At 35.9% G+C, this 25,464-nt stretch carries 29 protein-coding genes and 1 other RNA gene; 24 read left to right on the top strand and 6 right to left on the bottom strand.

What is annotated here, in order from left to right:
- Nucleotides 1–7 precede the first annotated feature (7 nt).
- Entirely contained in the window at nt 8–946 is a 939-nt protein-coding gene (locus tag HZY91_RS01790; protein ID WP_197114103.1) for a diacylglycerol/lipid kinase family protein, read from the bottom strand.
- 351 nt (nt 947–1,297) lie between these two features.
- On the opposite strand from HZY91_RS01790, the gene alaS reads away from it, so the two are divergent.
- From alaS to HZY91_RS01720, 14 genes are all read left to right on the top strand, one after another.
- Nucleotides 1,298–3,943, top strand: a complete 2,646-nt coding sequence (gene alaS, locus HZY91_RS01785) for an alanine--tRNA ligase (RefSeq protein ID WP_197114101.1) — start codon at nt 1,298–1,300, stop codon at nt 3,941–3,943.
- A 108-nt stretch (nt 3,944–4,051) separates the two neighbouring features.
- A complete protein-coding gene (locus tag HZY91_RS01780) occupies nt 4,052–4,312 on the top strand; it encodes an IreB family regulatory phosphoprotein (RefSeq protein ID WP_197114098.1) in 261 nt (86 codons plus the stop codon).
- Between the two features lies 1 nt (nt 4,313).
- Nucleotides 4,314–4,748, top strand: a complete 435-nt coding sequence (gene ruvX, locus HZY91_RS01775) for a Holliday junction resolvase RuvX (protein ID WP_235991434.1) — start codon at nt 4,314–4,316, stop codon at nt 4,746–4,748.
- A 10-nt stretch (nt 4,749–4,758) separates the two neighbouring features.
- Entirely contained in the window at nt 4,759–5,070 is a 312-nt protein-coding gene (locus HZY91_RS01770; RefSeq protein ID WP_197114096.1) for a DUF1292 domain-containing protein, read from the top strand.
- 146 nt (nt 5,071–5,216) lie between these two features.
- A complete protein-coding gene (gene mltG / locus HZY91_RS01765; protein ID WP_197114094.1) occupies nt 5,217–6,458 on the top strand; it encodes an endolytic transglycosylase MltG in 1,242 nt (413 codons plus the stop codon).
- A gap of 154 nt (nt 6,459–6,612) precedes the next feature.
- Nucleotides 6,613–7,236: a uridine kinase gene (gene udk / locus HZY91_RS01760; RefSeq protein WP_197114091.1), complete on the top strand. Its 624-nt coding sequence runs from the start codon at nt 6,613–6,615 to the stop codon at nt 7,234–7,236.
- Between the two features lie 21 nt (nt 7,237–7,257).
- On the top strand, nt 7,258–7,737 hold the full coding sequence (gene greA, locus HZY91_RS01755; protein WP_197114090.1) for a transcription elongation factor GreA: 480 nt from the start codon (nt 7,258–7,260) through the stop codon (nt 7,735–7,737).
- A 112-nt stretch (nt 7,738–7,849) separates the two neighbouring features.
- Complete coding sequence (gene liaF / locus HZY91_RS11065) at nt 7,850–8,602, top strand: cell wall-active antibiotics response protein LiaF (protein ID WP_197114089.1); 753 nt, start codon at nt 7,850–7,852, stop codon at nt 8,600–8,602.
- Nucleotides 8,599–9,693 carry a sensor histidine kinase gene (locus HZY91_RS01745; RefSeq protein ID WP_197114088.1) on the top strand — a complete coding sequence of 365 codons (1,095 nt, stop codon included), beginning with the start codon at nt 8,599–8,601 and terminating at the stop codon, nt 9,691–9,693. The genes liaF and HZY91_RS01745 overlap by 4 nt, the downstream gene beginning before the upstream one ends.
- Nucleotides 9,686–10,318 (top strand): response regulator transcription factor, encoded by a 633-nt coding sequence (locus tag HZY91_RS01740; RefSeq protein ID WP_197114087.1) that lies wholly within the window; start codon nt 9,686–9,688, stop codon nt 10,316–10,318. The genes HZY91_RS01745 and HZY91_RS01740 overlap by 8 nt, the downstream gene beginning before the upstream one ends.
- 93 nt (nt 10,319–10,411) lie before the next feature.
- Nucleotides 10,412–10,726 (top strand): HesB/YadR/YfhF family protein, encoded by a 315-nt coding sequence (locus tag HZY91_RS01735; protein WP_197114559.1) that lies wholly within the window; start codon nt 10,412–10,414, stop codon nt 10,724–10,726.
- A 15-nt stretch (nt 10,727–10,741) separates the two neighbouring features.
- A complete protein-coding gene (locus tag HZY91_RS01730; protein ID WP_197114086.1) occupies nt 10,742–11,341 on the top strand; it encodes an ECF transporter S component in 600 nt (199 codons plus the stop codon).
- A gap of 155 nt (nt 11,342–11,496) precedes the next feature.
- Nucleotides 11,497–11,860, top strand: a transfer-messenger RNA (tmRNA) gene (gene ssrA, locus HZY91_RS01725).
- A gap of 237 nt (nt 11,861–12,097) precedes the next feature.
- A complete protein-coding gene (locus HZY91_RS01720) occupies nt 12,098–12,664 on the top strand; it encodes a D-glycero-alpha-D-manno-heptose-1,7-bisphosphate 7-phosphatase (protein WP_197114085.1) in 567 nt (188 codons plus the stop codon).
- A 240-nt stretch (nt 12,665–12,904) separates the two neighbouring features.
- On the opposite strand, the gene erm is transcribed toward HZY91_RS01720, so the two are convergent.
- Nucleotides 12,905–13,639, bottom strand: coding sequence for a 23S ribosomal RNA methyltransferase Erm (gene erm / locus HZY91_RS01715; RefSeq protein WP_197114084.1), 735 nt, complete (start codon nt 13,637–13,639; stop codon nt 12,905–12,907).
- Between the two features lie 106 nt (nt 13,640–13,745).
- Nucleotides 13,746–13,832 (bottom strand): 23S rRNA methyltransferase attenuation leader peptide, encoded by an 87-nt coding sequence (locus HZY91_RS11180; RefSeq protein ID WP_369122501.1) that lies wholly within the window; start codon nt 13,830–13,832, stop codon nt 13,746–13,748.
- Between the two features lie 512 nt (nt 13,833–14,344).
- On the opposite strand from HZY91_RS11180, the gene HZY91_RS01710 reads away from it, so the two are divergent.
- Nucleotides 14,345–15,229, top strand: a complete 885-nt coding sequence (locus HZY91_RS01710; protein WP_197114082.1) for a cation diffusion facilitator family transporter — start codon at nt 14,345–14,347, stop codon at nt 15,227–15,229.
- An 89-nt stretch (nt 15,230–15,318) separates the two neighbouring features.
- Complete coding sequence (locus HZY91_RS01705) at nt 15,319–15,972, top strand: methyltransferase family protein (RefSeq protein ID WP_197114081.1); 654 nt, start codon at nt 15,319–15,321, stop codon at nt 15,970–15,972.
- A gap of 347 nt (nt 15,973–16,319) precedes the next feature.
- On the opposite strand, the gene HZY91_RS01700 is transcribed toward HZY91_RS01705, so the two are convergent.
- From HZY91_RS01700 to HZY91_RS01690, 3 genes are all read right to left on the bottom strand, one after another.
- Entirely contained in the window at nt 16,320–17,144 is an 825-nt protein-coding gene (locus HZY91_RS01700) for a DUF2812 domain-containing protein (RefSeq protein WP_197114080.1), read from the bottom strand.
- A 10-nt stretch (nt 17,145–17,154) separates the two neighbouring features.
- Nucleotides 17,155–17,445, bottom strand: coding sequence for a PadR family transcriptional regulator (locus HZY91_RS01695; RefSeq protein WP_197114079.1), 291 nt, complete (start codon nt 17,443–17,445; stop codon nt 17,155–17,157).
- 241 nt (nt 17,446–17,686) lie between these two features.
- A complete protein-coding gene (locus HZY91_RS01690; protein ID WP_197114078.1) occupies nt 17,687–18,481 on the bottom strand; it encodes a hypothetical protein in 795 nt (264 codons plus the stop codon).
- Between the two features lie 138 nt (nt 18,482–18,619).
- Here HZY91_RS01690 and HZY91_RS01685 point away from each other — a divergent pair, with 138 nt between their 5' ends.
- The 8 genes from HZY91_RS01685 (at nt 18,620) to HZY91_RS01650 (ending at nt 25,360) form a co-directional block, all read left to right on the top strand.
- Entirely contained in the window at nt 18,620–19,456 is an 837-nt protein-coding gene (locus HZY91_RS01685) for a helix-turn-helix domain-containing protein (protein ID WP_197114077.1), read from the top strand.
- A 44-nt stretch (nt 19,457–19,500) separates the two neighbouring features.
- Nucleotides 19,501–20,496, top strand: a complete 996-nt coding sequence (locus HZY91_RS01680) for an alpha/beta fold hydrolase (RefSeq protein WP_197114076.1) — start codon at nt 19,501–19,503, stop codon at nt 20,494–20,496.
- A 617-nt stretch (nt 20,497–21,113) separates the two neighbouring features.
- On the top strand, nt 21,114–21,887 hold the full coding sequence (locus HZY91_RS01675) for an HAD-IIB family hydrolase (protein WP_197114075.1): 774 nt from the start codon (nt 21,114–21,116) through the stop codon (nt 21,885–21,887).
- 135 nt (nt 21,888–22,022) lie between these two features.
- Entirely contained in the window at nt 22,023–22,784 is a 762-nt protein-coding gene (locus HZY91_RS01670) for a hypothetical protein (protein WP_197114074.1), read from the top strand.
- Between the two features lie 120 nt (nt 22,785–22,904).
- On the top strand, nt 22,905–23,357 hold the full coding sequence (locus tag HZY91_RS01665; RefSeq protein ID WP_197114072.1) for a MarR family winged helix-turn-helix transcriptional regulator: 453 nt from the start codon (nt 22,905–22,907) through the stop codon (nt 23,355–23,357).
- Nucleotides 23,344–23,721 (top strand): FMN-binding protein, encoded by a 378-nt coding sequence (locus HZY91_RS01660; RefSeq protein ID WP_197114070.1) that lies wholly within the window; start codon nt 23,344–23,346, stop codon nt 23,719–23,721. Before HZY91_RS01665 ends, HZY91_RS01660 begins: the two co-directional genes overlap by 14 nt.
- Nucleotides 23,721–24,242, top strand: a complete 522-nt coding sequence (locus tag HZY91_RS01655) for a flavodoxin domain-containing protein (RefSeq protein WP_197114068.1) — start codon at nt 23,721–23,723, stop codon at nt 24,240–24,242. The genes HZY91_RS01660 and HZY91_RS01655 overlap by 1 nt, the downstream gene beginning before the upstream one ends.
- Nucleotides 24,243–24,385: 143 nt before the next feature.
- On the top strand, nt 24,386–25,360 hold the full coding sequence (locus tag HZY91_RS01650; protein ID WP_197114066.1) for a GMP reductase: 975 nt from the start codon (nt 24,386–24,388) through the stop codon (nt 25,358–25,360).
- The last annotated feature ends 104 nt before the right edge of the window (nt 25,361–25,464 follow it).

Here is a 25,464-nt window from a genome sequence, read left to right as displayed (position 1 = left end):
CAACCTCCTAGATATAAAAAGGATAGTTGCTTATTTGTATTTGGTAGTGAATACAAGATTTAATCTGATTTTCACCATCTATTTGAGTGCGAAGCGGTTGGGTTGTCTTAATTTCGATTTTTTCTCCATCCAAGCGGCTAGTATAAGGGTAGCCAAGATGCTTTTGAGTGACGAGGATTTGCCAGAATAAACTAAGAATTCTCTTAGGCGTTAAATCATGAACAATAATACAACTCAAGAGAGATTCCTTAGTGAGGTCATTCGGGTACAAGCGAATTCCTCCTCCAAAAAAGGGGTGGTTAGTAGTCGTGATGAATCCACATTTATCGAAATGATGCTTTTGTCCATCCACCGTTATTTCAGCTTCGAAATATTTTAAATGTTTAATGCTTAGAAAAAGAGAAACAAGATAAGCTAAAGAGGTTAATTTTAAGCTAGCTAATTTCTCTTTTAATTTCATTTTTTGGACATTGTAAGAAACTTCTGCATCAAAACCATTTCCGATGGAATTAACGAAGGCGCCTTTTTCTTGATGAATGACTTGTTCATAGACACCAATTTTGATTTCGGTCGCTTCATGTTCAAAAAGCATTGACTTTACTATATCTGAAGTCGTCTTTCCTTTCTGGTAAGCTCGATGAAAGTCATTACCTGTCCCAACGCCAAAAAAACTTAGTGGAATTTTTATCCCTAGATTGACCAGTCCTGAAACGACTTCATGCAAGCTGCCATCTCCCCCAATAATGGCTAAACGATGTTTACTTGGATCAAAATATTTTTGAGCCAAATGAGTTGCGAGGGTGGTGGCATGACTTGCATATTGAGTTTCTTGGATTAAGTAAGGGATCCGATATTGATCGAGTTCGTCCCGAACCTCATTTAATATTTTAAGGCCTTTACCTTGGCCCGCTTCATGGTTACAAATGATGTACACTTTTTCGATCAATAAGACCCCTCCTAAATCACATATAAAAATATTATAGCATGGATTGTGGTATACTAGAATAATTAATTAACTTTAATAAATTACATTTTTAATAAACGATTGACCTAATTAGAGTAAATTGCTATATTATTAAGAGTAGAGGACATGTTGACGCAAGCCTAGAGAGATTATGGTTGGTGAAAATAATCAATGCGGAAGACGCTCCCTCATACCTTTCTAATTGAAAAATTAGCGTACTAGCTGGCGTTAACAGCCATAAGAGATATGACAATGAGTCGTTATAAGCAAGGTGGTACCGCGGTAAAGCGCCCTTGAGTATAACGGGTCTATTTTTTTATAAGGAGAATGGATATGCAAGCATTAACTGGTAATGAAATTCGTCAAAAATTTATTGATTTTTGGGCGGAGAAGAATCATGAAATTATTCCATCGGCATCTTTAATCCCCGTCAACGATCCAACGCTTCTCTGGATTAACTCGGGTGTAGCAGCTTTAAAAGCTTATATGGATGGAAGTGAAGTCCCAGAGAATCCAAAGATTGCGAATGCTCAAAAATGTATTCGAACTAATGATATTGAGAATGTGGGGGTGACAGCTCGTCATCATACTTTATTCGAAATGCTTGGGAATTGGTCTATTGGAGATTATTTCAAAGAAGAAGTGATCCCTTGGGCTTGGGAGTTTCTAACTTCTAAGGAATGGTTAGGCTTTGATAAGGAACGTCTCTATGTGACTTATCATCCTGAGGATCTTGAGACAAAGCAAATCTGGATGGAAAAATGTGGTCTCGCTGAGGATCACGTGATTGCGGAAGAAGGAAACTTTTGGGATATTGGGGCAGGACCTTGTGGCCCAGATACGGAAATTTTCTATGATCGTGGGGAAAGTTACCAAAATTTGGATGATTCTGATCCAGAAATGTACCCAGGTGGAGAGAACGAACGTTATCTAGAAATTTGGAATTTAGTTTTCTCTCAATACAACCACATGCCAGATGGGAGCTACCAACCGCTCCCTAACAAAAATGTGGATACTGGGATGGGACTAGAGCGAATGGCATCTGTTATTCAAGACACCCCAACAAATTTTGAAACAGATCTTTTCATGCCAATCATTGAACAAATTGAAACCTTAACTGATAAAAAATATGGCCAAGATCAGAAAATAAATACCTCATTCAAGGTGATTGCTGATCACATTAGAGCGGTGAGCTTTGCTATTTCTGATGGAGCCTTACCTTCTAACGAAGGACGTGGCTATATCCTTCGCCGTTTAATCCGTCGGGCTTTGATGCATGGACGTAAATTGGGAATTCATCGGACCTTTTTATCCGAATTAGTCCCTGTTATTGTTGAGATGATGGGGGAATTTTATCCTGAATTAAAAGAAAATGTTCAATTTGTTCAAGATATTCTACTTAAAGAAGAAGAAAGATTCCATGAAACCATTGAAGGTGGAGAAATGCAATTGAATCAGTTAATGGCAGACTTAAAAGCAGAAGAAAAGTCTGAAATTTCTGGTCATGCTGCCTTTCAATTATATGATACCTTTGGGTTCCCTCTAGAACTCACTCAAGAAATGGCCGAAGAAGAAGGTATGTTGGTGGATGTGGCAGGATTCGAGCAAGCCATGGAAGAACAGAGAGAACGGGCACGATCCGCTCGATCTGATGAAGGGTCAATGTCTGTTCAGTCCGCTACACTCCAATCGATTGACTATCAGTTTGACTTTGTGGGATACGACCAGTTGTCAACCAATGCCACTATTAAGCACATTGTTGTGGAAGATGAACTTACTTCTCAATTGAAGGCCAATTCGGAAGGCTATATATTCTTTAATCGTTCTCCTTTCTATGCAGAGATGGGAGGGCAAGTGGCTGATGAGGGTGGCATTTTTGATGGCGACCAAATGTTGGCTGAAATTCTCGATGTGAAGAAGGGCCCTCATGGTCAATTTATGCATAAGGTTAGAACGTTTGAAATGCCTTTAAATGAAGGACAGTCATATACCTTAACAGTGGATCGAAATTCGCGAATGAAGACGAATCAGAATCATACAGCTACGCATTTATTACACAAGGCTTTAAAAGATGTTTTAGGTGATCATGCTAATCAGGCGGGTTCGTATGTGGGACCTGATCGCTTGCGTTTTGATTTCTCTCATTTTGGTAAGATGGGCCACGAAGAATTGAAGCAAGTCGAAACTTATGTTAATTATATGATTGAGAATACCTTAGATGTTGAGATTCAAGAAATGCCAATTGATCAAGCAAAAGCAATGGGAGCCATGGCCTTGTTTGGTGAGAAATATGGTGATGTGGTTCGAGTTGTAAATATTGGGAATGAATCGATTGAGCTTTGCGGCGGAACCCATGTGACGAATACTAATGAGATCGCCACCTTTAAATTAATTTCTGAAACCGGAATTGGGGCAGGCATTCGTCGGATTGAAGCTCTAACTGGGCAAGCAGCGATTGCAGATTATCAAGAGAATGAAAGCATTCTTCATACCATTCAGCAACAATTAAAAGTGGCACAAAAAGATCAGCTCTTGCATAAGATTGAACAATTACAGGCTGAATTAAAAGAAAGCCACTCAGAAATTGATTCCTTAACTGCAAAAATTATGCAGAATGCTTCAGGTGAGATCTTCGAACAAGTACAAGAAGTGGGAGATTTAACCTATATAGCAGCCTCTGTTGAGAATCAAAATATGGATTCTTTACGATCATTAGGTGATACGTGGCAAGAAAAAGCTGCCTCCAACATTCTGGTTATTGCTACAGGGCAAGAAGATAAGGCAAACTTGTTAGTGTTAGTAGATGATGCAACGGTTGCTAAAGGGATTAAGGCAGGCGATTTAATCAAATCCTTAGCGGCTATGATTGGTGGTGGGGGTGGAGGACGCCCTCAAATGGCTCAAGCAGGAGGTAAGAATCCAGCAGGTATTCCACAAATGCTAGCAGCCGTGGCAGAAGAAATTGAGAAACTTGCATAAAATGAGCATATAGGGTACATTTTATGTTAGAATAATATTAGTTAAACGATCAAAGACATTGGGATCAGTCCTTTGGCTTTGAACAAGAAAGGTTCGGTGGACGCTTATATGCAATCATTAGATGAGACGATACTTTTTAAACTCGATGATCTAAACCAGCATACAGTTCGTGAAACGTTGGAAATGGTTTATCAAGCACTTGAAGAAAAGGGCTACGATCCAGTTAATCAAATCGTAGGTTACTTACTATCAGGAGATCCTGCTTATATTCCACGCCATAATGACGCTCGTAATTTAATTCGACGTCATGAAAGAGATGAAATTGTTGAGAAATTAGTTGAATATTATTTAACTAAGAAGGAGTCATAAGATGTCAATTGGCAAGCGGTCGATGGGGCTTGATGTAGGCTCTAAGACAGTCGGAGTAGCGGTCAGTGATTTAATGGGCTGGACTGCTCAAGGCATTGAAACAATTAAGATTGATGAAGAGAACAAGGACTTTGGTTATGATCGTGTTCAAGAGCTAGTTAAAGAGTACGATGTGGATACCATTGTCATTGGCTTACCTAAGAATATGAATAATTCAATTGGACCTCGAGCAGAAGCTTCCCTGCAATATGGTGAGGCTCTCCGTCCATTTATAGGCGATTGTGAAATTGTCTTTCAAGATGAACGTTTGACTACCTCTCAAGCAGAACGCATGTTAGTGGAGGAAGGAAATGTTTCTCGAAAGAAACGCAAAAAAGTCATCGATAAGCTTGCAGCTGTCATGATCTTACAAAATTATTTAAATATGAAAAAATAGGAGTAATAATATGACAAATCAACAAGATCACCATGAACATACTCATGAAGAAGAATTAAACTATATTACCGTTGTAGACGAAGAGGGAAATGAAGCTTTATATGAAGTTCTTTTCACTTTTGATTCTGAAGACTTTGGTAAGTCTTATGTCTTGATTTACCCAGCTGGAGTAAGCGAAGAAGAAGATGTTGAACTTCAAGCTTTTTCATTTGTTGAGAATGAGGATGGTACATCAGGAGATTTACAACCAATTGAAACAGAAGAAGAATGGGACATGATTGAAGAAGTCCTAAATACTTTTATTGAAGAAGAAGAAGATTAGTCTCCACGAATGGATCTTACTGTAAATCCTACTTAGTTTGGCTAAGTAGGATTTCTTTTGTTTGATTGATTTGTAAACAGCCTAGTATGGTCAAGAAAAGAATATTTTGCTATAATGCTAGCAAAATAGCTTCATTAGGAGGATTTATGAATAGAATAGATTGGGAAAAAATCCGAGAAGAGGCAAAGGAAAAAGAAACCAAACATGTGAAAGAAATTCTTTGGACTCGTCGGGTCATTAAATTATTAATGATATTTTTTATTTTATCAATTTTAATCTTAGCTATTTGGTTCTATCTCAAAATAGATCGAGCAATGAAACCAGTGGATGCAGATAATCAAAATCAAATTGAAGTCACGATTCCGATCGGATCCACGACTGATGATATCGCACAAGTGCTGCAAGAACAGAAATTGATCGATAATGCTAAGTTTTTTAGTCTTTATATGAAATTAAAGGGAGTCGATGATTTCCAGGCTGGTTACTATGACTTATCACCGAGCATGTCGGCAGATGAAATCTTAGTTGCCCTCGAAGCAGGGGGAGAACCAATTCAAGAAGATATTGATACGACCTTAACCATTGTGGAAGGAATGCAATTATCCGAAATAGCTGAGATGGTAGCTGAGAGTACACCGATTGAAGCGGATGAATTTATGGAAAAAGCTGATAACAAGGACTTTATTTCAGAAATGACAGAGAAATTCCCAAGTCTCTTGTCACCTCTAGCTGAGATCGAGGGTCTAAAACATCCACTTGAAGGTTATCTCTATCCAGCAACTTATGATTATATGGCTGGTATGTCAGTTGACGAGCTACTTGAGAAGATGATTGGAAAATCTAATATTGAGTACCAAAAACTCAAAGAAGATCTTAATAATACGGAATTTTCATATCATGAAATCCTGACTCTAGCTTCAATTATTGAACGAGAAGGGGTGACAGATGAAGACCGTTCTATGATTTCTGGTGTCTTCCTCAATCGTATTTATGCAGAAATGCCACTTCAAAGTGACATTACGGTTATCTATGCCTTAGGAGAACACAAGGAATTAGTCACTTATGAAGATACGGAAGTAGATTCACCTTATAATACTTATATGAATACAGGATTACCACCAGGACCGATCAATACACCGAGTATGTCCTCCATTACGGCAGCCATTTATCCAACGTATTCTGAATATTATTACTTTGTAGCAGATATGAATACTGGTGAAGTGTATTACTCGTCTACCATTGAAGAACACGATGCTTTAGTAGAAGAGTATGTTCAGCCATTCTTTGATGAGGCCTCACAAGAAGCAGAAGGAGAGGATGAGCAGCTCAATCAGCCTGCTAATCAGCCAGCTGAATTGCCAGAAGAAGAAGCTGAAGCGGTAGAATAATTGATAATTCATCGAAATAAGCTTGAAAGTTAGCTTAAGATGTGGTATTTTCTTAGGTATAGTTTTATTCAAGTTTTATTGGACTTAAAGTAATCGCCCTTCCAGGGGTGATTGCTTTCTTTTTAGTCTGTCTTAAGAACAAAAAAGGAGTGGAGTGATGGCCGGTAGACCTATTATCATCGGCGTGACGGGAGGATCTGGCTCAGGTAAATCCAGCGTAAGTAAAAGGATTTTATCTGAGTTTACTGAAATGTCAGTGCTAGTTCTAGCCCAAGATAATTATTACAAAGACCAGAGTCATATGCCTTTTGAAGAGCGGTTAAAGACAAATTATGATCATCCCTTTGCATTTGACAATGATCTCTATTATCAACAAATTCAACAGTTTATTAAAGGCGAGACCATTGAAGTTCCAGTATATGACTATACCCAACATAATCGAAGTCGTGAAGTGATAATCGAGCCTTCACGAGATGTGTTGATTTTGGAGGGGATCTTAATTTTTGAAGACAAACAGATTAGAGACCTTTGTGATATCAAGGTGTATGTTGATACGGAAGATGACATCCGTCTTGCTCGAAGGATTCAGCGAGATGTCGTGAAGAGAGGTCGGTCTGTAGAATCGGTTTTGAAGCAATATGTTGAGGTAGTTAAACCGATGCACCATCAATTTACGGAACCAACCAAACGCTATGCTGATATTATCGTCCCTGAAGGGGGACATAATTCAGTAGCGATTGACTTATTAACCACAAAAATTCATACAATATTACATTAATTATATTAAGGAGCATGTTTCATGGTAGAAAAGACTTTTCCAATGACATTAGAAGGTAAAGCGAAATTAGAAGCAGAATTAGAAGATTTAAAAGTAAATAAACGCAAGGAAATTATTGAACGCATTAAAGTAGCACGTTCATTTGGTGATTTATCAGAGAACTCTGAATACGAATCTGCAAAAGATGAACAGGCCTTTGTGGAAGGACGTATTTCAACACTTGAGAATATGATTCGCTTTGCTGAAATTATTGACGATAAAGATTTCGATGAAGATGAAGTGACATTGGGACGCAAGGTAACCTTTAAAGAATTACCTAATGGACCAGAAGAAGCTTATATCATTGTAGGTTCTGCAGAAGCAGACCCAATGGAATTCAAAATTTCAAATGATTCACCAATGGCTCAAGCAATTCTTGGTAAAAAAGTTGGCCAAGAAGCTACGATTGACACACCGGGTGGTTCTTTTGATGTTGAAATTTTAAAAGTAGAAAAAGCATAAAACAAAGATCTCACTAGAAAAAGACTAGGGGGATCTTTTTTAATAAGATTTAATCTTTAAAGTCCTTATAAACTGTGCGATAATAGTAAAAAATGCGCACGGAGGTGGAGTGGTGAAAGAATTTTGGAAGGAACGTATCTTTTACGTTTCAATTCTCTGTGGCTTTCTAATCTTAGTCGAACTCGTAACCGATTGGCGATTTCTGGGCTTATTTGGTGCAGGTTTCTTCCTGATGACAGCCAGTCTCTACGTTAAGAATTGTTGGCTGAATCGCCTGTGTCTTGGTTTTGGCCTCTTATTGGTGTTATTAACGATTATCTTGACCAAATCATTTTGGTTATTAACGCTCACTGTTTTCTTGGCTTTAATTATTTTTCAACGTGAAGATATTCATGAATTAGGTAACTTATCTGAAAGTATTCTCCATCCTTTGAGAGAAGAACCGGGCGAATATCATGGCATTAAATTGATTCAACCGCAGTCTAATCAGCGGACCATTCTAGAACATACCTCATTATTTGATTTGAGAGAGTCGAATCAGACCACATTTGAATGGGATGATATCAACATGGTCTATGTTGGAGGCAATTCCATTATTGATTTAGGGAACACAATTGTTCCAGCTGGACAACATACGGTCATGATTCGCAAATTGTTTGGACGTATTCGGTTGATTATTCCGCGAGATATCGGCCTCTCTTTAAATATTTCCTTAGTGACTGGAAGGGTTCTATTTGAATCCCAGGAATATCAGCTAACCATGGAGAATTTTAAATGGCGAAGTCCTGATTATCCAGATGCTAATCGCAAGCTGAGTTTGGTTGTGTCGAGTGTCATCGGGGATGTCGAGGTGATCATGCTATGAATCTTAAATTATGGTTGCGCCTCTTTATCAATCAGGTTCTAATCTCTTTAGGGATTATTGCCTTATTATTGATTGTTTTTAATACTCAGTTACCACAATTTGATCTTCTATCTCTCTATTACTTAAAGTTCTGGAATGTTCGTCTCTTCATTTGGGTGATTGCTTTAGTTCTCTCAATTTCGGCGATCTATACTTTACATATCTCTTTCTCTTTGAATAATGCTTATGAACTAATTCGGGCTAAGTTGAATTGGTTACTCTTAGGGAAGTACCACCATCCTATTTTTAGGCAGGAAATCGAAAAACGTTCCTGGTATGACAATGATTATATCGTTTCTCATGATATTAACCGTCTAAGAGGAAGGCTCTTAGATCTCACTGAAGATTTGCAAGAATTTACAGCGGCCCCAGTTTTTGTGGGGGAGGAAACGAAGGAAGAGATCATTGAGCTTGAGCGAAGTCGAATTGCTCGAGAATTACATGACTCAGTCAGTCAACAATTGTTTGCGGCGATGATGATGTTGTCGGCAGTGACTGAAAACTTTGAGGAAGGGGAAGACTGCAAGATTGGACCCGCCCTCAAGAAAGTGGAAGACGTGATTGGAAATGCTCAGACTGAAATGCGCGCCTTATTACTTCATCTGCGTCCAGTGGATCTACAAGGTAAATCGCTTAAGCAAGGTGTTCACCAGTTGTTAGTAGAGTTACAAGCGAAGATTCCCTTACAATTAACTTGGGAATTGGACGATCCGAAATTGGAATTTGGAATTGAGGACCATCTTTTTCGAATCATTCAAGAGGCAGTTTCGAATACGATGCGTCATGCCCGAGCTAATAAATTAGATGTTTATTTGCGTGAATCGACAGATTTTATCAATATTCGGATTGTTGATGATGGAATAGGCTTCGAGAGTCATAATACTCAGAAGGTCGGTTCTTATGGGTTGAAGAATATTCAAGAACGAGTGAAAGGAATGGGTGGCGTGGCTTCCTTCATTTCTTCACCTGGCCAAGGAACGGTTGTTGACATTAAAATTCCTTATAAACCGGTCAAAATAGTGGAAAAAGAAAAGGAGAAAATCAATGATTAAGGTGCTTTTGATAGATGATCACGAAATGGTTCGATTAGGAGTTTCTTCCTATTTAGAAATTCAAGAAGATATTCAAGTGGTGGGAGAAGCCAATAATGGCTTGATAGGCTATCACCGTGCATTAGAGTTACGTCCGGATGTTATCCTTATGGATTTAGTTATGGATACTATGGATGGAATCGAAGCAACTCAGAAAATCATGGCCGAATGGCCCGAAGCCAAAATAATCATTGTGACTTCTTTCTTAGATGACGAGAAAGTCTATCCAGCTTTAGAAGCAGGAGCTAAATCTTATATTCTGAAAACTTCCTCAGCCAAAGAAATTGCAGACGCAATTCGATCGACTTATCAGGGCGAATCAGTGATGCAGGAGGAAGTAACCCAGAAAATCATGGATCGTGATCATGAAGAAAGTCAATATCACCTTCATGATGATTTAACGAATCGAGAAAAGGAAGTCCTCCAACTTGTGGCCAAAGGATATTCAAATCAAGCCATTGCGGATGAACTCTTCATCACTCTCAAAACGGTTAAAACACACGTTTCCAACATTCTCTCTAAATTGGAAGTGGATGACCGAACTCAAGCCACGATTTATGCTTTCCAGCATCAACTGGTTGATTAAGCAACTTCCTCGAAAAGTACCGATTATTCGCGTATAATAGGGATATTGTAAGACAAAAGGAGGGAGTAGTTACTTAAGAGTAACTGCGTGCAAATGAAACTAGCAGTTGATCAAGCAGCAGCCAACTGGTTTAAAGAAGAAGTAGGCCTTCGTAAAGGGGCAGGAATTCGCTTCAAAACAAAAATCTATTCATCCAGTCCTCTCAATAAAGGATTTGGTCTCGCCATTGAACCGTCAGAACCAAGCGATCAACCCATAGCTGAATATACAGCGGATAATGGCATTTATTTCTTTATCGAAGAAAATGATCTATGGTTCTTCGATGGTCATGATCTCGAAGTGACGCTCGATGAACAAGGACAAGAACCCTATTATCATTATCTAAAAGATGGGGTAGCGATTAACTAAAAGGAGAATACCGTAATGTCAGCAAGCATGAGCTCTAGTTCATACAAAACTAAAAAGCTAGTCATCCTAAGTATCTTTATGGCCATCATTCTACTTCAGACCTGGGTGCCTTTTCTAGGGTATATTGCAATCCCACCTCTTAGCATTACCATTATTCATGTAACGGTGATTGTAGCAACCCTTTGGCTCGGAACCAAAGAGGGCGTCCTGATTGGGACTTTCTGGGGTATAAATAGTCTGATAAGAGCCTATTTAATGCCTACATCCCCAATGTATATCTATGTCTTTTCATCTCCTCTAGTCTCTGTATTACCTCGGATTCTGATGCCTTTAATTGTGGGCTGGTCGGCTCATGTGAAGTCTAAGCATATGACTGATCGTCTCCGCTATATGATCCATGGTGGATTAGGCTCCGTTCTTAATACAGTTCTAGTTCTAGGGGCGATTGCGGTTTTCAAGCGAGCGGAATACTTACAGATCCAAGGAGCTAGTCTCAGCAACCTCTGGAAAGTGCTGGGGGGCATTATCTTGATTAATGGGGTTCCTGAAATGATCTTCTCAATCATTGTGACACCTATTATCATGATGGCCCTGAGAAGAGCTAATCATCAATAAATAACTTTTAGAAAAGCTAGTGTTCCTTCAAAAGGAGGGCACTAGCTTTTTCTTTAATCATGAATAGGGAAAATTTTCAATATTTCAAACTAAAGTCTGACTGACCTTCTTTGACATAATGGGATCAAGGTGCTATAATACAAACATACCCAATTGGGGGTGTCATGGTTTCGACAGGTACTGTTCGAACCTTGGATGCGTCAGGTAGGTTGCGACTGCCTCAACAACGCTACAGTTAAATATAACTGCAAACAATCAAAACAATTTAGCTTTAGCTGCCTAAAAACAGCTTGCTAAGATCAGCCTAGCATCGCCCATGTGTTAGTTCCTGGTCTCAAATTAAGTGGGATACGCTCAAGCTTTCCGTCTGCAAGCTTGAGAAGAGATGATCAGACTCGCGAACACAAATGCCTGTTAGTCGGCTATGTGAAAGCTAAATTTTAGTAGACTCAACTATTGACGTAGATTCCTTGGTGACGAGGTATCTGGACAGGGGTTCGACTCCCCTCATCTCCATTATAAACCTTGTTATATCAACAAGGTAGTTGAACCTTTTTTAATAGAGTACCTAGCTTGATTTGGTAAGTTGAGTAATATGTTATAATATTGCTTGACAATAAAACTCTATTTTAGGAAGGTTATTTTTTTATCTAAGAAAAAAATGAAAAATTTATAATATTAAGTATGAGGTAAGATATAAGCTATAGCGAAAATAAAAAGCTTATTTTCTAAATTTATTAGAAAGTTGGAGGCAAAATGAATAAAGCAATATTTTGGGATTTATTAGGAACTCTAGGTGGAAATTCAAAGACGTTAATAAAGGATTTTGAATTTTTTGACCATTCTATTGAATCTTTGAAGAAGGCTAGAGAAAATGACTATTTAAATATCTTAGTTACGAATCAAAGTACTATTGGGCATGGAAAAATAGGATTAACTGAGTATGAAAATTATTTGGAGAAAATGAGAAAATTATTACATAATAACGATTGTGACTTTGATGAAGTTTATACTTGTCCTCATAGAAGAATAGATAATTGTGAGTGTAAAAAACCAAAAGTAAAGATGATAACTCAAGCAAAAGATAAATTTAATATTGATTTAGTCAGTTCATTTGTTATAGGAGATACTATAAAGAACGATATGTTATTAGCTAATAATGCTGGAATCAATGGTATTTTGGTATTAACAGGAGAAGGAAACGAAGAACTTTCAAATTTTCATAAAAACATTAATGAACCACATTTTTTTAGAATAGAGAAAGATGCCCTATCTGCAATAGAGTATATTTGTAAAGTTTCTAGAAGTTTATATAAAAATTAGGAGGCGTTAGTGGGAGAAGGTCCATTATATATTTGGAGTAAATGTGTTTGGAATTGATTTGTATTAAAGATGATGGTGAGTTAAATTAATTTCTAATAATGAGACAAAATAAAAGTACTTTTGTTTAATTTATATACTGATATGTCCCCCTTTACTGGATTAGTCCAGTAAAGGGGGATAAATTCTTATTTGGAATTAGGGAGGCTATTTATTTTGAAATGGGTAGAATTTATACCAAGGTTATTCTGGATTAAATAAAAGATAACTATTAAACATTGATATTATTTGTTCATATTTCAGATCATTAAAATCATCAATCTTTGCATGTTTCTTTGCTTGTCGTAGCTGATTTTTTGTAAATAAGTTTCGGTATTCATGATTTACCCATTTAGATACAAAATATTTATACTTCTGCCAATGCTTTTTTTCGATATCAGAAGGATGTCTTTTAAGCTGAATTAAAACACTATTCACTTTTGGTTTGGGATGAAAGTTATTCGCTGAAATATTTAATAATTTTTGAATATCAACTTGTGTTTGTAAAAGTAAACCTAACGTTCTATTGGTATCTTGTAATCGTTTATAAAAACCATATTCAACAACTAAAAACATCTCTGATGCTTGGATCTCAAACACAATTTTTTTAATGATTTTTGTACTAAGACTATAAGGAATGTTACCTACAATTTTATATGTGTCTTTTTTCGGAAAATTGAATAGTAATATATCAGATTTTAGTAGTGTGATTTTACTATTGTTTTGAAATTTCTTGGTCGAATATTCAAATAAACAATTATCTAATTCAATTGAATACACGTGGTGACACTTTTTTGCTATTTTTGATGTTAAATGTCCTTTTCCTGTTCCGAGTTCATATATAGTATCTAAAGAATTTAGATTAATTTGATTAATAATTTGATTAAGCATTTGTTGGTTGGTAAGGAAATTTTGAGAATATTTTATTTTTTTATACATGCAATCACTCCAAAAAGTGACTACATCGATAAATAAATATGTAGCTATATAATTAATCTGTAAACTTATTAAATATCTTTATCAAAATGGACGTCGTTAAAATTCTTTATTTATCTATCTGCGTAATCACTGTTTTATTTTTCTGAAAAACAGTAGATTTTTTATCCACATTACGCATTTGGAACTTCAACATGACAATCCTCCTCTCAGAATTACAAATTTTAAAAATTAATTAACTACGCTGAATAGTGTACTATAAATAATTATTAAAGACCATTCTTCGTTAACATCTTTTCCATGTTGTGATAGCATACCAATTTATATATTAATTTTTGAGAAATTTTTTTAAATATGGGATTTGTAGTTCAATAGTCATTTGATTGAAAGATTTAAATCATTTCTTTTCTAAAAAGTATCATGTGCAAGCTATACAACCTTAAAAATGAGTCCCATCCTTACTAGATTATTAACCTGAACCTCAGTTTGAGGTTGACAGTTGAATGGGTATTCAACTATAATATAGTTGAACAACCGGTCAACTATAAAAGGAGGAGAAGTATACTTATTTGAAACCATTTATGTAATTTTCTGTGAATTAAAATCAAAGATACTGGTTGATCAAGTAGGTAAGAAATGTCTGTTCTTAAAGATGATAATGTACTTAAATTCTTATTCAGACAATTAAATCTAGAAAGGGAGAACCATATGCAAACTCAAAAAAAGATTTTGATAGCGTTTCTACTGAATTTGTTTTTTGCAATTTTCGAATTTATCGGGGGAATTTTAACTGGGAGTGTAGCCATTATTTCCGATGCGGTGCACGATTTAGGCGATGCGATGAGTATTGGCTTATCATATTTTCTTGAAAGAAAGAGTAAGCAGCAGCCAGATGAACACTATACATATGGCTATTCTAGGTATTCGGTGTTAGGTGGCTTAATCACAACCGTCATCTTATTAGCGGGTTCAGTTTTTGTCATATTCAATGCTATTACACGCTTGGTTGATCCGGTAAAAATTGATTATGATGGGATGATGATCTTTGCGGTTATTGGGGTATTCGTGAATTTTACGGCCGCCTATACAACGAGGGGTGGGGATTCCATTAATCAAAAAGCTGTAAACTTGCATATGCTAGAAGACGTCTTAGGTTGGGCAGTAGTACTGGTGGGAGCTATTGTAATGCGAGTGACGAATTGGTATATTCTGGATCCTTTATTATCAATCGCAATCGCAATGTATATCTTTTACAATGCTTTTAAGAACTTGAAGCAAGTATTAGATCTATTTTTAGAAAAAACACCGGCAAATATTGAGATTAACCAACTGATCAAGTGTTTGAAAGCTCTTGAAGGGGTTGTAGATGTCCATCATGTCCACTTATGGAGCTTAGACGGTCAACATCATTATGCCACCATGCATATTGTGACTGAAAATCAAAATCCAGCCATGAAAAAAAGGGTAAAAGAAGAGCTATCAAAATTTGATATTGAGCACGTAACGATCGAATTTGAAAGCTCTCATGAACAGTGTTCTAATGTATCATGTACTGTTACTCATGAACTATCAGGTGGCCACCATCATCATTAGTAAAATTTTTATAAAAAATTTAAATTAAGTGCGGGGAATGTACGGAAAAGAACTTCACGATCGCTTAATATAAAAATGGAGAATGAAAGATGAGAAATCAACTGTTAGGAATCTTAATTTTGATGGTTTTTTATGGCTGTTATTTTGCTAAAATGATTCGTCAAAAGATCAAAGGCATTCAAACGGATCAAATCGGTAAAGGTAAGGAAGGCTATCCTAAAATGATTGAAATAACCATGCGGGTATTTACGGCTTTAGTGGTGATGATCGAATTGGTTAATATTTATTGTGCTTATTCGGCTCTGCCTGGTTGGGCAAGCAATATAGGGGCGATGATGGCGATAGCGGGCGATCTTATTTTTATAGTGTCAGTCGAGCATATGAAAGATAGTTGGCGAGCTGGCGTATCCGAAACGGATAAAACGGAACTCGTGACCGAAGGAATCTATCAATTTAGTCGTAATCCAGCTTTTGTAGGCTTCTATCTCGTTTATATCGGGATTTTGTTGATGTTTTATAGTAGACTATTATTAGTTGTGACATTATTTACTCTATTACTGTTTCATTGTCAAATTATACTAGTAGAAGAACCTTTTCTTATCAAGACGTTTGGCACAGCATACCTCGACTATCAAAAAAAGGTCAATCGGTATATCGGACGAAAAAATAGTCAGAAAGTTAACAACGAAGGGTTGAAACACGATCAAAGAGAATCAAACAGTGAGGTGGAAGATCATGTGTGAAGAATGTTACTCAACAGAAAGCAGAATAACTCCTCTCCTAAAGCCCTGTGATTGTCTGAGAAATCATACACAATATATTTGTGGCACATGCGGAAGATGTATTTGCATCGAAAAAGACTCCCATCGTGGTCTGCAAAGATGGCATTTTCCCTTTAAAACATTAGAAATTGCAAAGCTATATTTGAGGACAGCTGATTTCTCAATGAAAAAATCATGCGGGATTTATGAAATTGAAGACAAGAATGGAAGAATTTTCTACAAAATTTTCCCTGAACCAGAAGATTTAATCCAGTATTTGAATAAAAACAAGACTAAAAAATGTTCGCTTAAGAAGCCACTATTTACCGTTACAAATTATAAAGAGTACCCAAAGACTGAAATAAGAACTTTAACGAAGAGTGAAATGAACCGATATATGAGTGAACGATAAAGCAATGAATTTTTGAAAATGAAGATATAAAAAAATAAGATCTCCCAAAAGTTAAATTGAATGATTTAACTTTTGGGAGATCTTTGAATATCTTAAGAGTGTGATTGCTTTCTTTTATAGAATCCTTAAATTTTGATTCGTTTTTAATGGTTTTTTCGATACTTTCTACAATGTCCCTGTATTTAAAATAATTTTTAGCATAGAAGGCAATACATCCGACAAATAATATCACGGGCAGTAGACGCAAGATCCCAAAAGGTAATTCAAATAAAGCGGCTTTCCAAAACATTAGGCCTTTCATTTCCCAAATTTCTGGGTGAAATAAATAGATTTCCATTTGGTCAATAAATAAGAAATAATACATCACCGTGAATAGTGCCATAGATGCACTGTAATCTTTCATCCTTTTATAAAATTGTCCTTTTGAATAGAGATCAGAATTTAGTTTATTTAAATTGTCATCTTTTTCTTTGAGTTTCTGCCATATATGTATGTTTTGTACACATTTATCACCATCAACTAGCTGCCACCCATACTCATGGAAAATATTTAGATACTCTTCGTAGTCATTGTTACTAAAACAATCTTGGTAATCAACACGTGCAATATATTCTTGATCGGTTGGTTCAAAAACATAGGTTCCGAGTAAGGATTTACTAATAAGTTGGTAGCCTTGTTGCAGGATTGTATTTAACCATTCTTCTTCTTTAAGCGGGTCGAAAAATAATTTACATTTTTTCATAATGAGTCTCCTAATATAAATTGATGATATGCTCTAGACGTTGTTTTTCTATTTCTAATATCTCTTCTCCGAGGGGGGTTATTAGATACACTTTTTTTCTATTTTCCGTACCAACGTGTTCGATTAAGCCATTTTTCGATAGATTTTCGATCGCACCGTATAAGGTTCCTGGCGCTAAAATGACAGTATTATGACTGAGTCTTTGGATTTCTTGCATAACAGCATAGCCATGATTAGCTTTTCTTAAAACTAATAGTATATAGTGCATGGTCTCAGTTAAGGGTAAAAGTTTATGATTCATATCCACCTCCACTTGGTAAGTGAGTCAGTTGCACTGATCAGTCCAACTATTCAGTTCAACTTAATAAAAGTATACAATAAATTATTTTCTTTATCAATTATTATTCGCGATTCATGACAAGAATATTATTGAGACGATATAATCGATAAGGATAAAATAAGATAGCGCTTCTCACTTGATACTTTTGTTTGAGAATTTCCCAAAACAGTTAATCTGATAATTAAATACTAGGGATCGAATGCTAACTCTGGAAAATCAAATATCTGATCAAATCTACTAAGAAATGAAGGAGAATGGCAGAAGACAGACTGACTTTTCTCATCAGAAAAGCCATGGGTAAGCCAAAGCAGAGACCTAAGAGTAAAGTTGAAACTAAAATGTTGAGGGGATTCATCTGAGATAAGTGAAAATGGATAAGTGTATGAGGTAGAATCATAATGAGATAGGTAATGAATGATGCTTTCTTGCTACGAGGGGTGGTTTTTAGGACTTGAATCACCAAGGCATAGGGGATCAAGTGCATGAGAATTTCTTCAGTAATTCCTGGAATAGTAGCGAAACGGGATGCGGCTATTAGGTTATCTAAGGAAAAGAGGAAGTGGGGGGCATTCCCACCTATTAGGCTATGTAAGACAAAGTTGATAAAGGAAGTAATAGAAGCAAGCACCAGTGTAAGAGCAAGACCTTTCAAAGGGTGGTCGGAAATGAGTTGAATCTTTCCCTTATATTGACGATTAGTCGCCATAGCACCCAGGTAAGCAAGGAAGGTGATAAAGGCCACAAAATAATAGAAAGACATTTGAGGGGTAACGGCAAGGGCGGTTAATGAAGAGAAAAGTATGGCTTCAAAGAAGTCATTTCTAATCAATAAATCTTTATTCTTTATCAATAGATAGAGACTCACAATCAGAATGGCAAGATAGATAATTAAGGGAGACCAAGAAGGATTAAGTGATATGGCAAGGAAAGCAATGAATAGGCAAGCAGTAAGAAGCAACCATAATTTTGGGGTTTGAGAGCTGTCAGTGGTTTCCAATGATAAAATCTCCTTTTTTATTTGATTATAGCGCTTTTGATATATAAAACAATTAGACTTAAGTAGTATTTATTTTACCAATATTTATAAAACTTGTTTATAATAATTTTAAAGACACAAAATAACTAGGAGTAACAAATGAATTCAGTTCAAATTATTAAAGAAGTGATTGAATTAATAGAAGAAAATTCTGATGCGAATCTCGAATATTTTATGAAACATTTGCCCATTTCAAAAGTACATTTTCGCCGGGAATTTAAAAAATATACTGGAATCTCCTTTCAGAAATATGTTAATCAACGCAAGCTGGCTAATTCGCTTAGTTTATTGTTAAATACTAGAAAAAGAATCATCGATATCGCAATGGAATCAAATTTTAAATATGAACAATCTTTTATAAGAGCATTTAAAAATGAATTTGGTATTTCTCCTAATCAGTTTCGGAAAAATCCACGATGCTTGCGAATTACTTATAAAAACTTTCATGATCTAAAGTACATTGATCAATCCAGAATTTTGTGCCCAATTATTGAATTTATTCCATCGTTTTCTGTTTTTTATGAAAAAACATTCGAAGAGGTAAATGGGAATGCTACGGAAATTGCTTTTGATTTTGTAAAGAATTATTCATTTTTGATCGATAAACAAATCTCTTATTTTGGAATTACGACGGAAGAAGGATATACTCCCGCTTTTTATGGTTTAAAGAGTACCCCTCATTCATTAACTCAATTTAGATTACCAGCTGGGATCTATCTTAGCTTTTCCTATATAGGAAATCACACCTATCAATTTTTAAATAAAAAAAATAATATTGAGTTCATTAACAAATCTTCTTCATTTCTAAGTACTCTTGAGAAATGTGGTTACCGATTTCCGATGCATTATGAATTAGTTGAAAACAAGAATTGTACGTCTAATCAAACAATTCTAAATTGGAAATGGCCAATAGAGATTTATGATCATTTTGGTTAATTATTTTTTCTTTGATCATTTATGATAGTCTATGAGGTGATTAAATGAAAAAGATCTTTAAAATAATTTTAAAAATGCTTTTATCAATATTATTGATGGTGATGTTAGTTTTGATAGGTTCTTCAATTTATCATCATAAAGAAATCAGACATGATAAAGCGGAATATGCTGAGTTTTTGGAAAAAGACTTTAAAGCAATTGAAAGTAATTTTGGCAAATTTCGATACTTGGATATTGGAGAAGGTGAGGTTACATTAGTTTACCGTGGAGGGTTAACGACGCCTTCTTTTTCTCTTGATTTCTTACCATTAGCAAGAGAATTATCACAAAATTATCGTATTTTGATAATTGAACCGTTAGGCTATAATTTAAGTGATCAGCCTTCAGAAAAAAGAACTTTAGACCAGATAAATCGAGAATTTAATTCTGTTGTGAATTTGTTGGCTCAAAATGAAAAGATTGTGTTAATTAACCACTCAATTTCAGCCTTATATTCTTTAGATTATGTGAAGGAATACCCTGAAAATATTGTGGGAATCATCAATATTGATGGATCACGAGTAAGTATAGCAGACAAAGCACCGGAATCATCCAAACATCTCACTCCAATGTTGATAAATAAAGTAGGGTTTTTACGCTTGATTCTATCGAATCAAAAATTGACAGATTTTTATGGCTTTACGTATATGTTGGAGAGCATGAGTGACAAATATGATGAAGAACTAAAAAAACAAATTATAAATGTTAATAAATGGGCTTATTGGCAACAGTCGATGATCGGTTATCTTGAGGAAGCGAGTGTAAATACTTATCAAGTGAAAGATGAACATTATCCTAATGATATGCCTGTTTTATCTCTTGTTGCTTCAAAAACTTTGAGACAAGATTCTGATTGGATTGAGGGACAAAAGCAAGTATTCTCAAATACAGCTATTCAAGCAGTGAAAGTGGTAGATGGGGAACATTATTTACATCATACTTCAACTGATGAAGTATTAGCTGAAATAAATCGCTTTATGAGGGAGAATAGTCAAAGTTGATAAGTATTTTAAAGACGAGGAGAAAGAGGACCAATATGTATAATTGAAAGCTTATCCAGTTCTGAAGCAAATTTAATTCATACATATATAATCGAGAAATAAGAGATAAAGATGAATCCCTTTTGCATAGATTAATTTCTCTGCAAGGGGATTTTTGTAGTGTATGTTGTGACAGTCCTGTTTGTTTTTTGATATTTTGCATCATATAGAGGATATAAGGATAATGACTTGGATCGATAAGATGATAATGGGTCTGGCATCCATCTCTCGTTTAAGACTGCTTCCATTCTGTCGTAAAGTTTGGCTGAATGGATCAATTGATTATTGATTTAAACGTTAGTTTGACAAGATTTGTATCCCACTTTGATCGGTTAAGTCAATGCAGTTTTGATCATTATCTTTTGTTGCTTTTACTTTGAGCCTTGCATAAAAACCTTCTTACCAATCCAATGAAAGGTGTGATTTTAATTATAGATTTTATTCATAATAGTTACTTGAAATGAGGAGGATATTTTAATAGCCGAACATTTATTAATTAGTCATGATTGAAAGACTGAAATGCTTAGGCTATAGAACAGGTCTACGATAAGATAGAAGATGATGGAAAAGGGGGCGGAATGATGCGTTTTATTTTTGATATTGATGGGACCATTGCTTTTGATGGCTTAACCATTGAAGAATCAATTAAAGATTTGCTTTTAGAGTATGTCAAGTTGGGACATGAGATTGTATTTGCTTCGGCTCGTTCTTATCGAGATTGTCTTAAAATTTTGGGAGATCAGTTGAATAAACATTGTCTTGTAACGTTAAATGGTGGGGCGATCTATCGACAGGGGGAATGCCTCCAATCTTATCCTTTAGATGTTGAAACCTTCCAAAATTTATTGGAAATTTGTCATGACAATGAACTTGCTTATTTTGTGGATGATCCATTAAATTTTTCTACTTATTTATCAAATAAAATTCCTTTTATTCATTCAGTGGATCGTACAACGTCATCTAAAGAAATTAGCATTGAAGAGATGCTTCATCCTGTTAAAATGGTGATCTTTGTTGGGGATGATTCGAATGATGGGCTCGATGCAATCAAGTCATTGCAGCAGATCAGTAAAGTCGATCTTGCCTACCATGAACATGAAGGCTGTTTGTATATTAATCCACTGGGGGTCAATAAGGCGACTTCTTTAAAGGAAGTCTTTGGTGGAGAATATGTGGCCTTTGGAAATGATCAGAATGACATTGCCATGTTTCAATCAGCTAGAAAAGCGATACAAATTGGTAACTTTAAGCCTTTAATGGCTTTTGCTGACCAGATTATTGAACCAGGACCGGGTTTCTCTCAACGATTGAAGCAAGTGTTAGATCAAAGTATTGAAGAATTGATGGAATAAAAGCTGGAAATATGAAGAAGTGATTGAAAAGCTTGACTCTTTTGTGAAGTCTTCTAGAATCGCTTGTAATCGATCGCGCTTCTGAATAAGATAATTCTAGAAGCAAAATAAAACGAGTTGAGAAAGGATGCTATTATGAAGTGGATGTTATTTGATTCCGGTATAAAATATTTAATATCAGGATTAAGTTTATTAATGTTGAGTTCGATTGGGAGCTCCTTAGGAGGGCTTCAGATAGTGGAGGCGACAGATTCGCAAGAAGCAAGCTTTGCAGAATCAAGCCAGGAGTTCGTTCGTGATTCAAAGGTATTTAAGACAGTGGATGAGGCTTTGCAGTATGCACGAGATCATTTTGATTATGAGAAGCACCAACAATTCTATGTTCGTTGGGTGAAAGAGAATGAATATGCGATTGACTGGGAAATGAAGGGCGCCTCTTCAGAGGATGAAACTTCTGATACTTCGCAAGATGCTCCAAGCCATACAGAGTCTGCTTACCAAGTATCTGAGAAAGAGCTAGATAATGCGAGTTTCTATTTAGAAGGAATGAACATTCCGAACCGTATTGATTTTAATTTTAAAGATGGAACGGTGTTGTTGACTCGATATGATGAGGCGGCAGATAAGTATATCAATTTATCGACCTATAAGATGGAAGTAGAAGAGATTCCAACTGAGACGATTAAAGTTAATTTGGAGAATACACGTGAAGTTCAAGTCAATAGTAAAATTAAAATTGGCGACCATTTAGAGGGAGAACTTCAAAATTATGGCAATGTCGAGTACTATGCCTTCTATAATAAGCATGGCGGTATCTCAATTGCAACACCTAACTATGCAGGGAATGTAGAGGATGCTCAATCAGATATCATGCTAGAATACACTGAAAAACAATAGAAACGGATGAAGGGGAAATAAATTTATTTCCTCTTTTTTTAGGACTTTAGTCCATCTTGTGGACTCTATTTAATAGTAGTATACTTGATTAAGTAATATATTACCTACTAAGGAGGCGACATGGCATCATTTGAAAACCTTGAAGAAAGACTAAGAATATTTGCCAATCTTTTTCTCGTGTCAAATAAGTTACAGGTTACAATGGACAAGCGAAAGAGTGATATCACTTCAAAACAATGGTTTGTATTAGCAGCATTGACGTTTATGGATCAAGCACCGACTCTAAAAGAACTTTCTCAAGCGCTCGATTATTCACATCAAAATATTCGCCAATTGGTTAATAAATTAGAAGAGAAAAAGTATGTTCGGATTGAGAAAGATCAGGAAGATCAAAGGGCAATTCGTATTATGTTGACTGAAAAAGTCAAAGCTTGGGAACAGAGTCATCAAGAAGAAAATCAGGAATTTGTTGATGAAATGTTTAAAGGAATTTCGAAAAGTGATTTAAAAATTATCGATCAGACCCTCGAACAACTTAAGCAAAACTTAGGAGATTTGTATGAAACTATTTAAATTGGGGCTATTCAGTTTAGTGCTTGTGGGCTTATTTTTGTTCCTTTATTTTCAAAATATTAAAAGGCAAGTCCAATTGATTAAAATTAGTCCTGTTCAAATTTCTCAGTTAGAAGATGGACAGTACTATGGATCCTATCAAGTGGGCCCAGTTTATGTTGAAAGTCAAACTAGCATCCAAGCGGGTGAAATGACTGCGGTTGAAATCTTCCGACATGATAATGGATTAGGAGACGAAGCTGAAATAATAATTGATCAGATCATCGCAGAACAGAGTCTAGATGTTGATGTGATCAGTGGAGCAACCGCAAGTTCCAAAGCTATATTGAAATCCATTGAATCAGCCATAGAAGGAGCATCATAATGACAAAAATCGTCGTCTATTATTCAAAATATGGTTATACTGAAAAATACGCAAACTGGATTGCTGATACTCTAGCATGTCCTTGTGTCCCTTTAGATCAAGTAAGTCAAATTGATTTTTCAAAGATTAAGACTTTGATTTTGGGATCAAGCCTTTATGCGGGAACAATGAAGGGAAGCAAATTGCTCGATGAACACCTAGATAAAAATTTGATTGCTTTTTCAGTTGGCTTACGTTCTCCATCTGAAGCATATTTTACTGAAATCATTGAGAATAATTTCAGTAAAGAGGTAAGAGATAAAGTTCATTTTTATCAGTTTCAGGGAGGAATGAACTTTAAAGAATTGTCTTTTATCCATCGTTTATTAATGCGGGGGATAAAGAAATTTACGTTTGATAAAGTACCGGTGGCAGAACGGGATGAACAGTTTACTAAAATGCTCGACTGTTATTATGAGTCGTTTGATTTTTCAGATCGTTCTACTATTCAGCCACTGATCGAACAGGTCGATACTTTATAGTATTTGTTATTAAAGAGAGTCTATCTTTTGTTGTCATAAAAAAGATAGACTCTTTTAGTCTGGTTAATTTTTCTGGCATTACGTTATCATTTTGTTTATACTAGAGAATGTTTTGTAATGGAGAAGTATAGGAGGGTTCATTTATGGAAGTCTTTGATTATGAAGATATTCAATTAATTCCGAATAAGTCGATTGTCAATAGTCGTTCGGAGTGTAAGACAGAAGTTAAGTTAGGTCAGCATACTTTTAGGATTCCAGTGGTGCCAGCGAATATGCAAACGGTGATCAATGAAGAATTAGCGATTTGGTTGGCAGAGCATCAGTATTTCTATATTATGCATCGCTTTGATGAAGCGAGTCGATTACCTTTTATTAAGCAAATGAAAGAGCGAGGGTTGATCGCTTCCATTAGTTTAGGTATAAAGGAGAATGAGTATCACTTTGTGGATCAGATGCGTTCAGAAGGAGCCATTCCGGATTATATCACGATTGATGTTGCTCATGGGCATTCTGATAATGTCATCAAGATGATTCGCTATTTGAAATCGCAACTTCCGGAAGTCTTTCTAATTGTGGGGAACGTTGGAACACCAGAGGGCGTTCGAGAATTAGAGAATGCGGGTGCCGATGCTACTAAGGTTGGAATTGGGCCTGGTCGAGTATGTATTACCAAACTAAAAACTGGCTTTGGAACTGGAGGCTGGCAATTATCTGCTATCCGCATGTGCGCAAAAGCCGCAAGGAAACCTATCATTGCAGATGGAGGTATCCGTCACAATGGTGATATTGCGAAATCGATTCGTTTTGGTGCTAGCATGGTGATGATTGGTTCCTTATTAGCAGCTCATGAAGAAAGCCCAGGTGCTTCCAAAGAAATTGATGGAGTAATCTATAAGGAATATTTTGGCTCAGCTTCTGAATATCAAAAAGGTGAGCGCAAAAATATTGAAGGTAAGAAAGAAATGATTCCAGCTCGTGGTAAATTAGCAGATACCTTAATTGAAATGGAGCAAGATTTACAGTCCTCTATTTCTTATGCAGGTGGAAAGGATTTAGCCTCAATCCGTAAAGTGGATTACGTTATTGTCAAAAATAATATCTATAATGGCGATCGTTAGTTAAAAATAAAGCACATCTTGTATGAAAGAGCTTACAATGGTGTGCTTTTGGCGTATAATAAAAGCGAAGACCAAGTATAAAATACGTCAAGAGAGGAAATCAT

The organism is Facklamia lactis (genome assembly GCF_015863205.1).
GTDB classification, from domain to species: domain Bacteria; phylum Bacillota; class Bacilli; order Lactobacillales; family Aerococcaceae; genus Facklamia; species Facklamia lactis.
The sequence above is the reverse complement of the archived record's forward strand: the minus strand, read 5'-3'. Positions and strand labels throughout refer to the sequence as shown.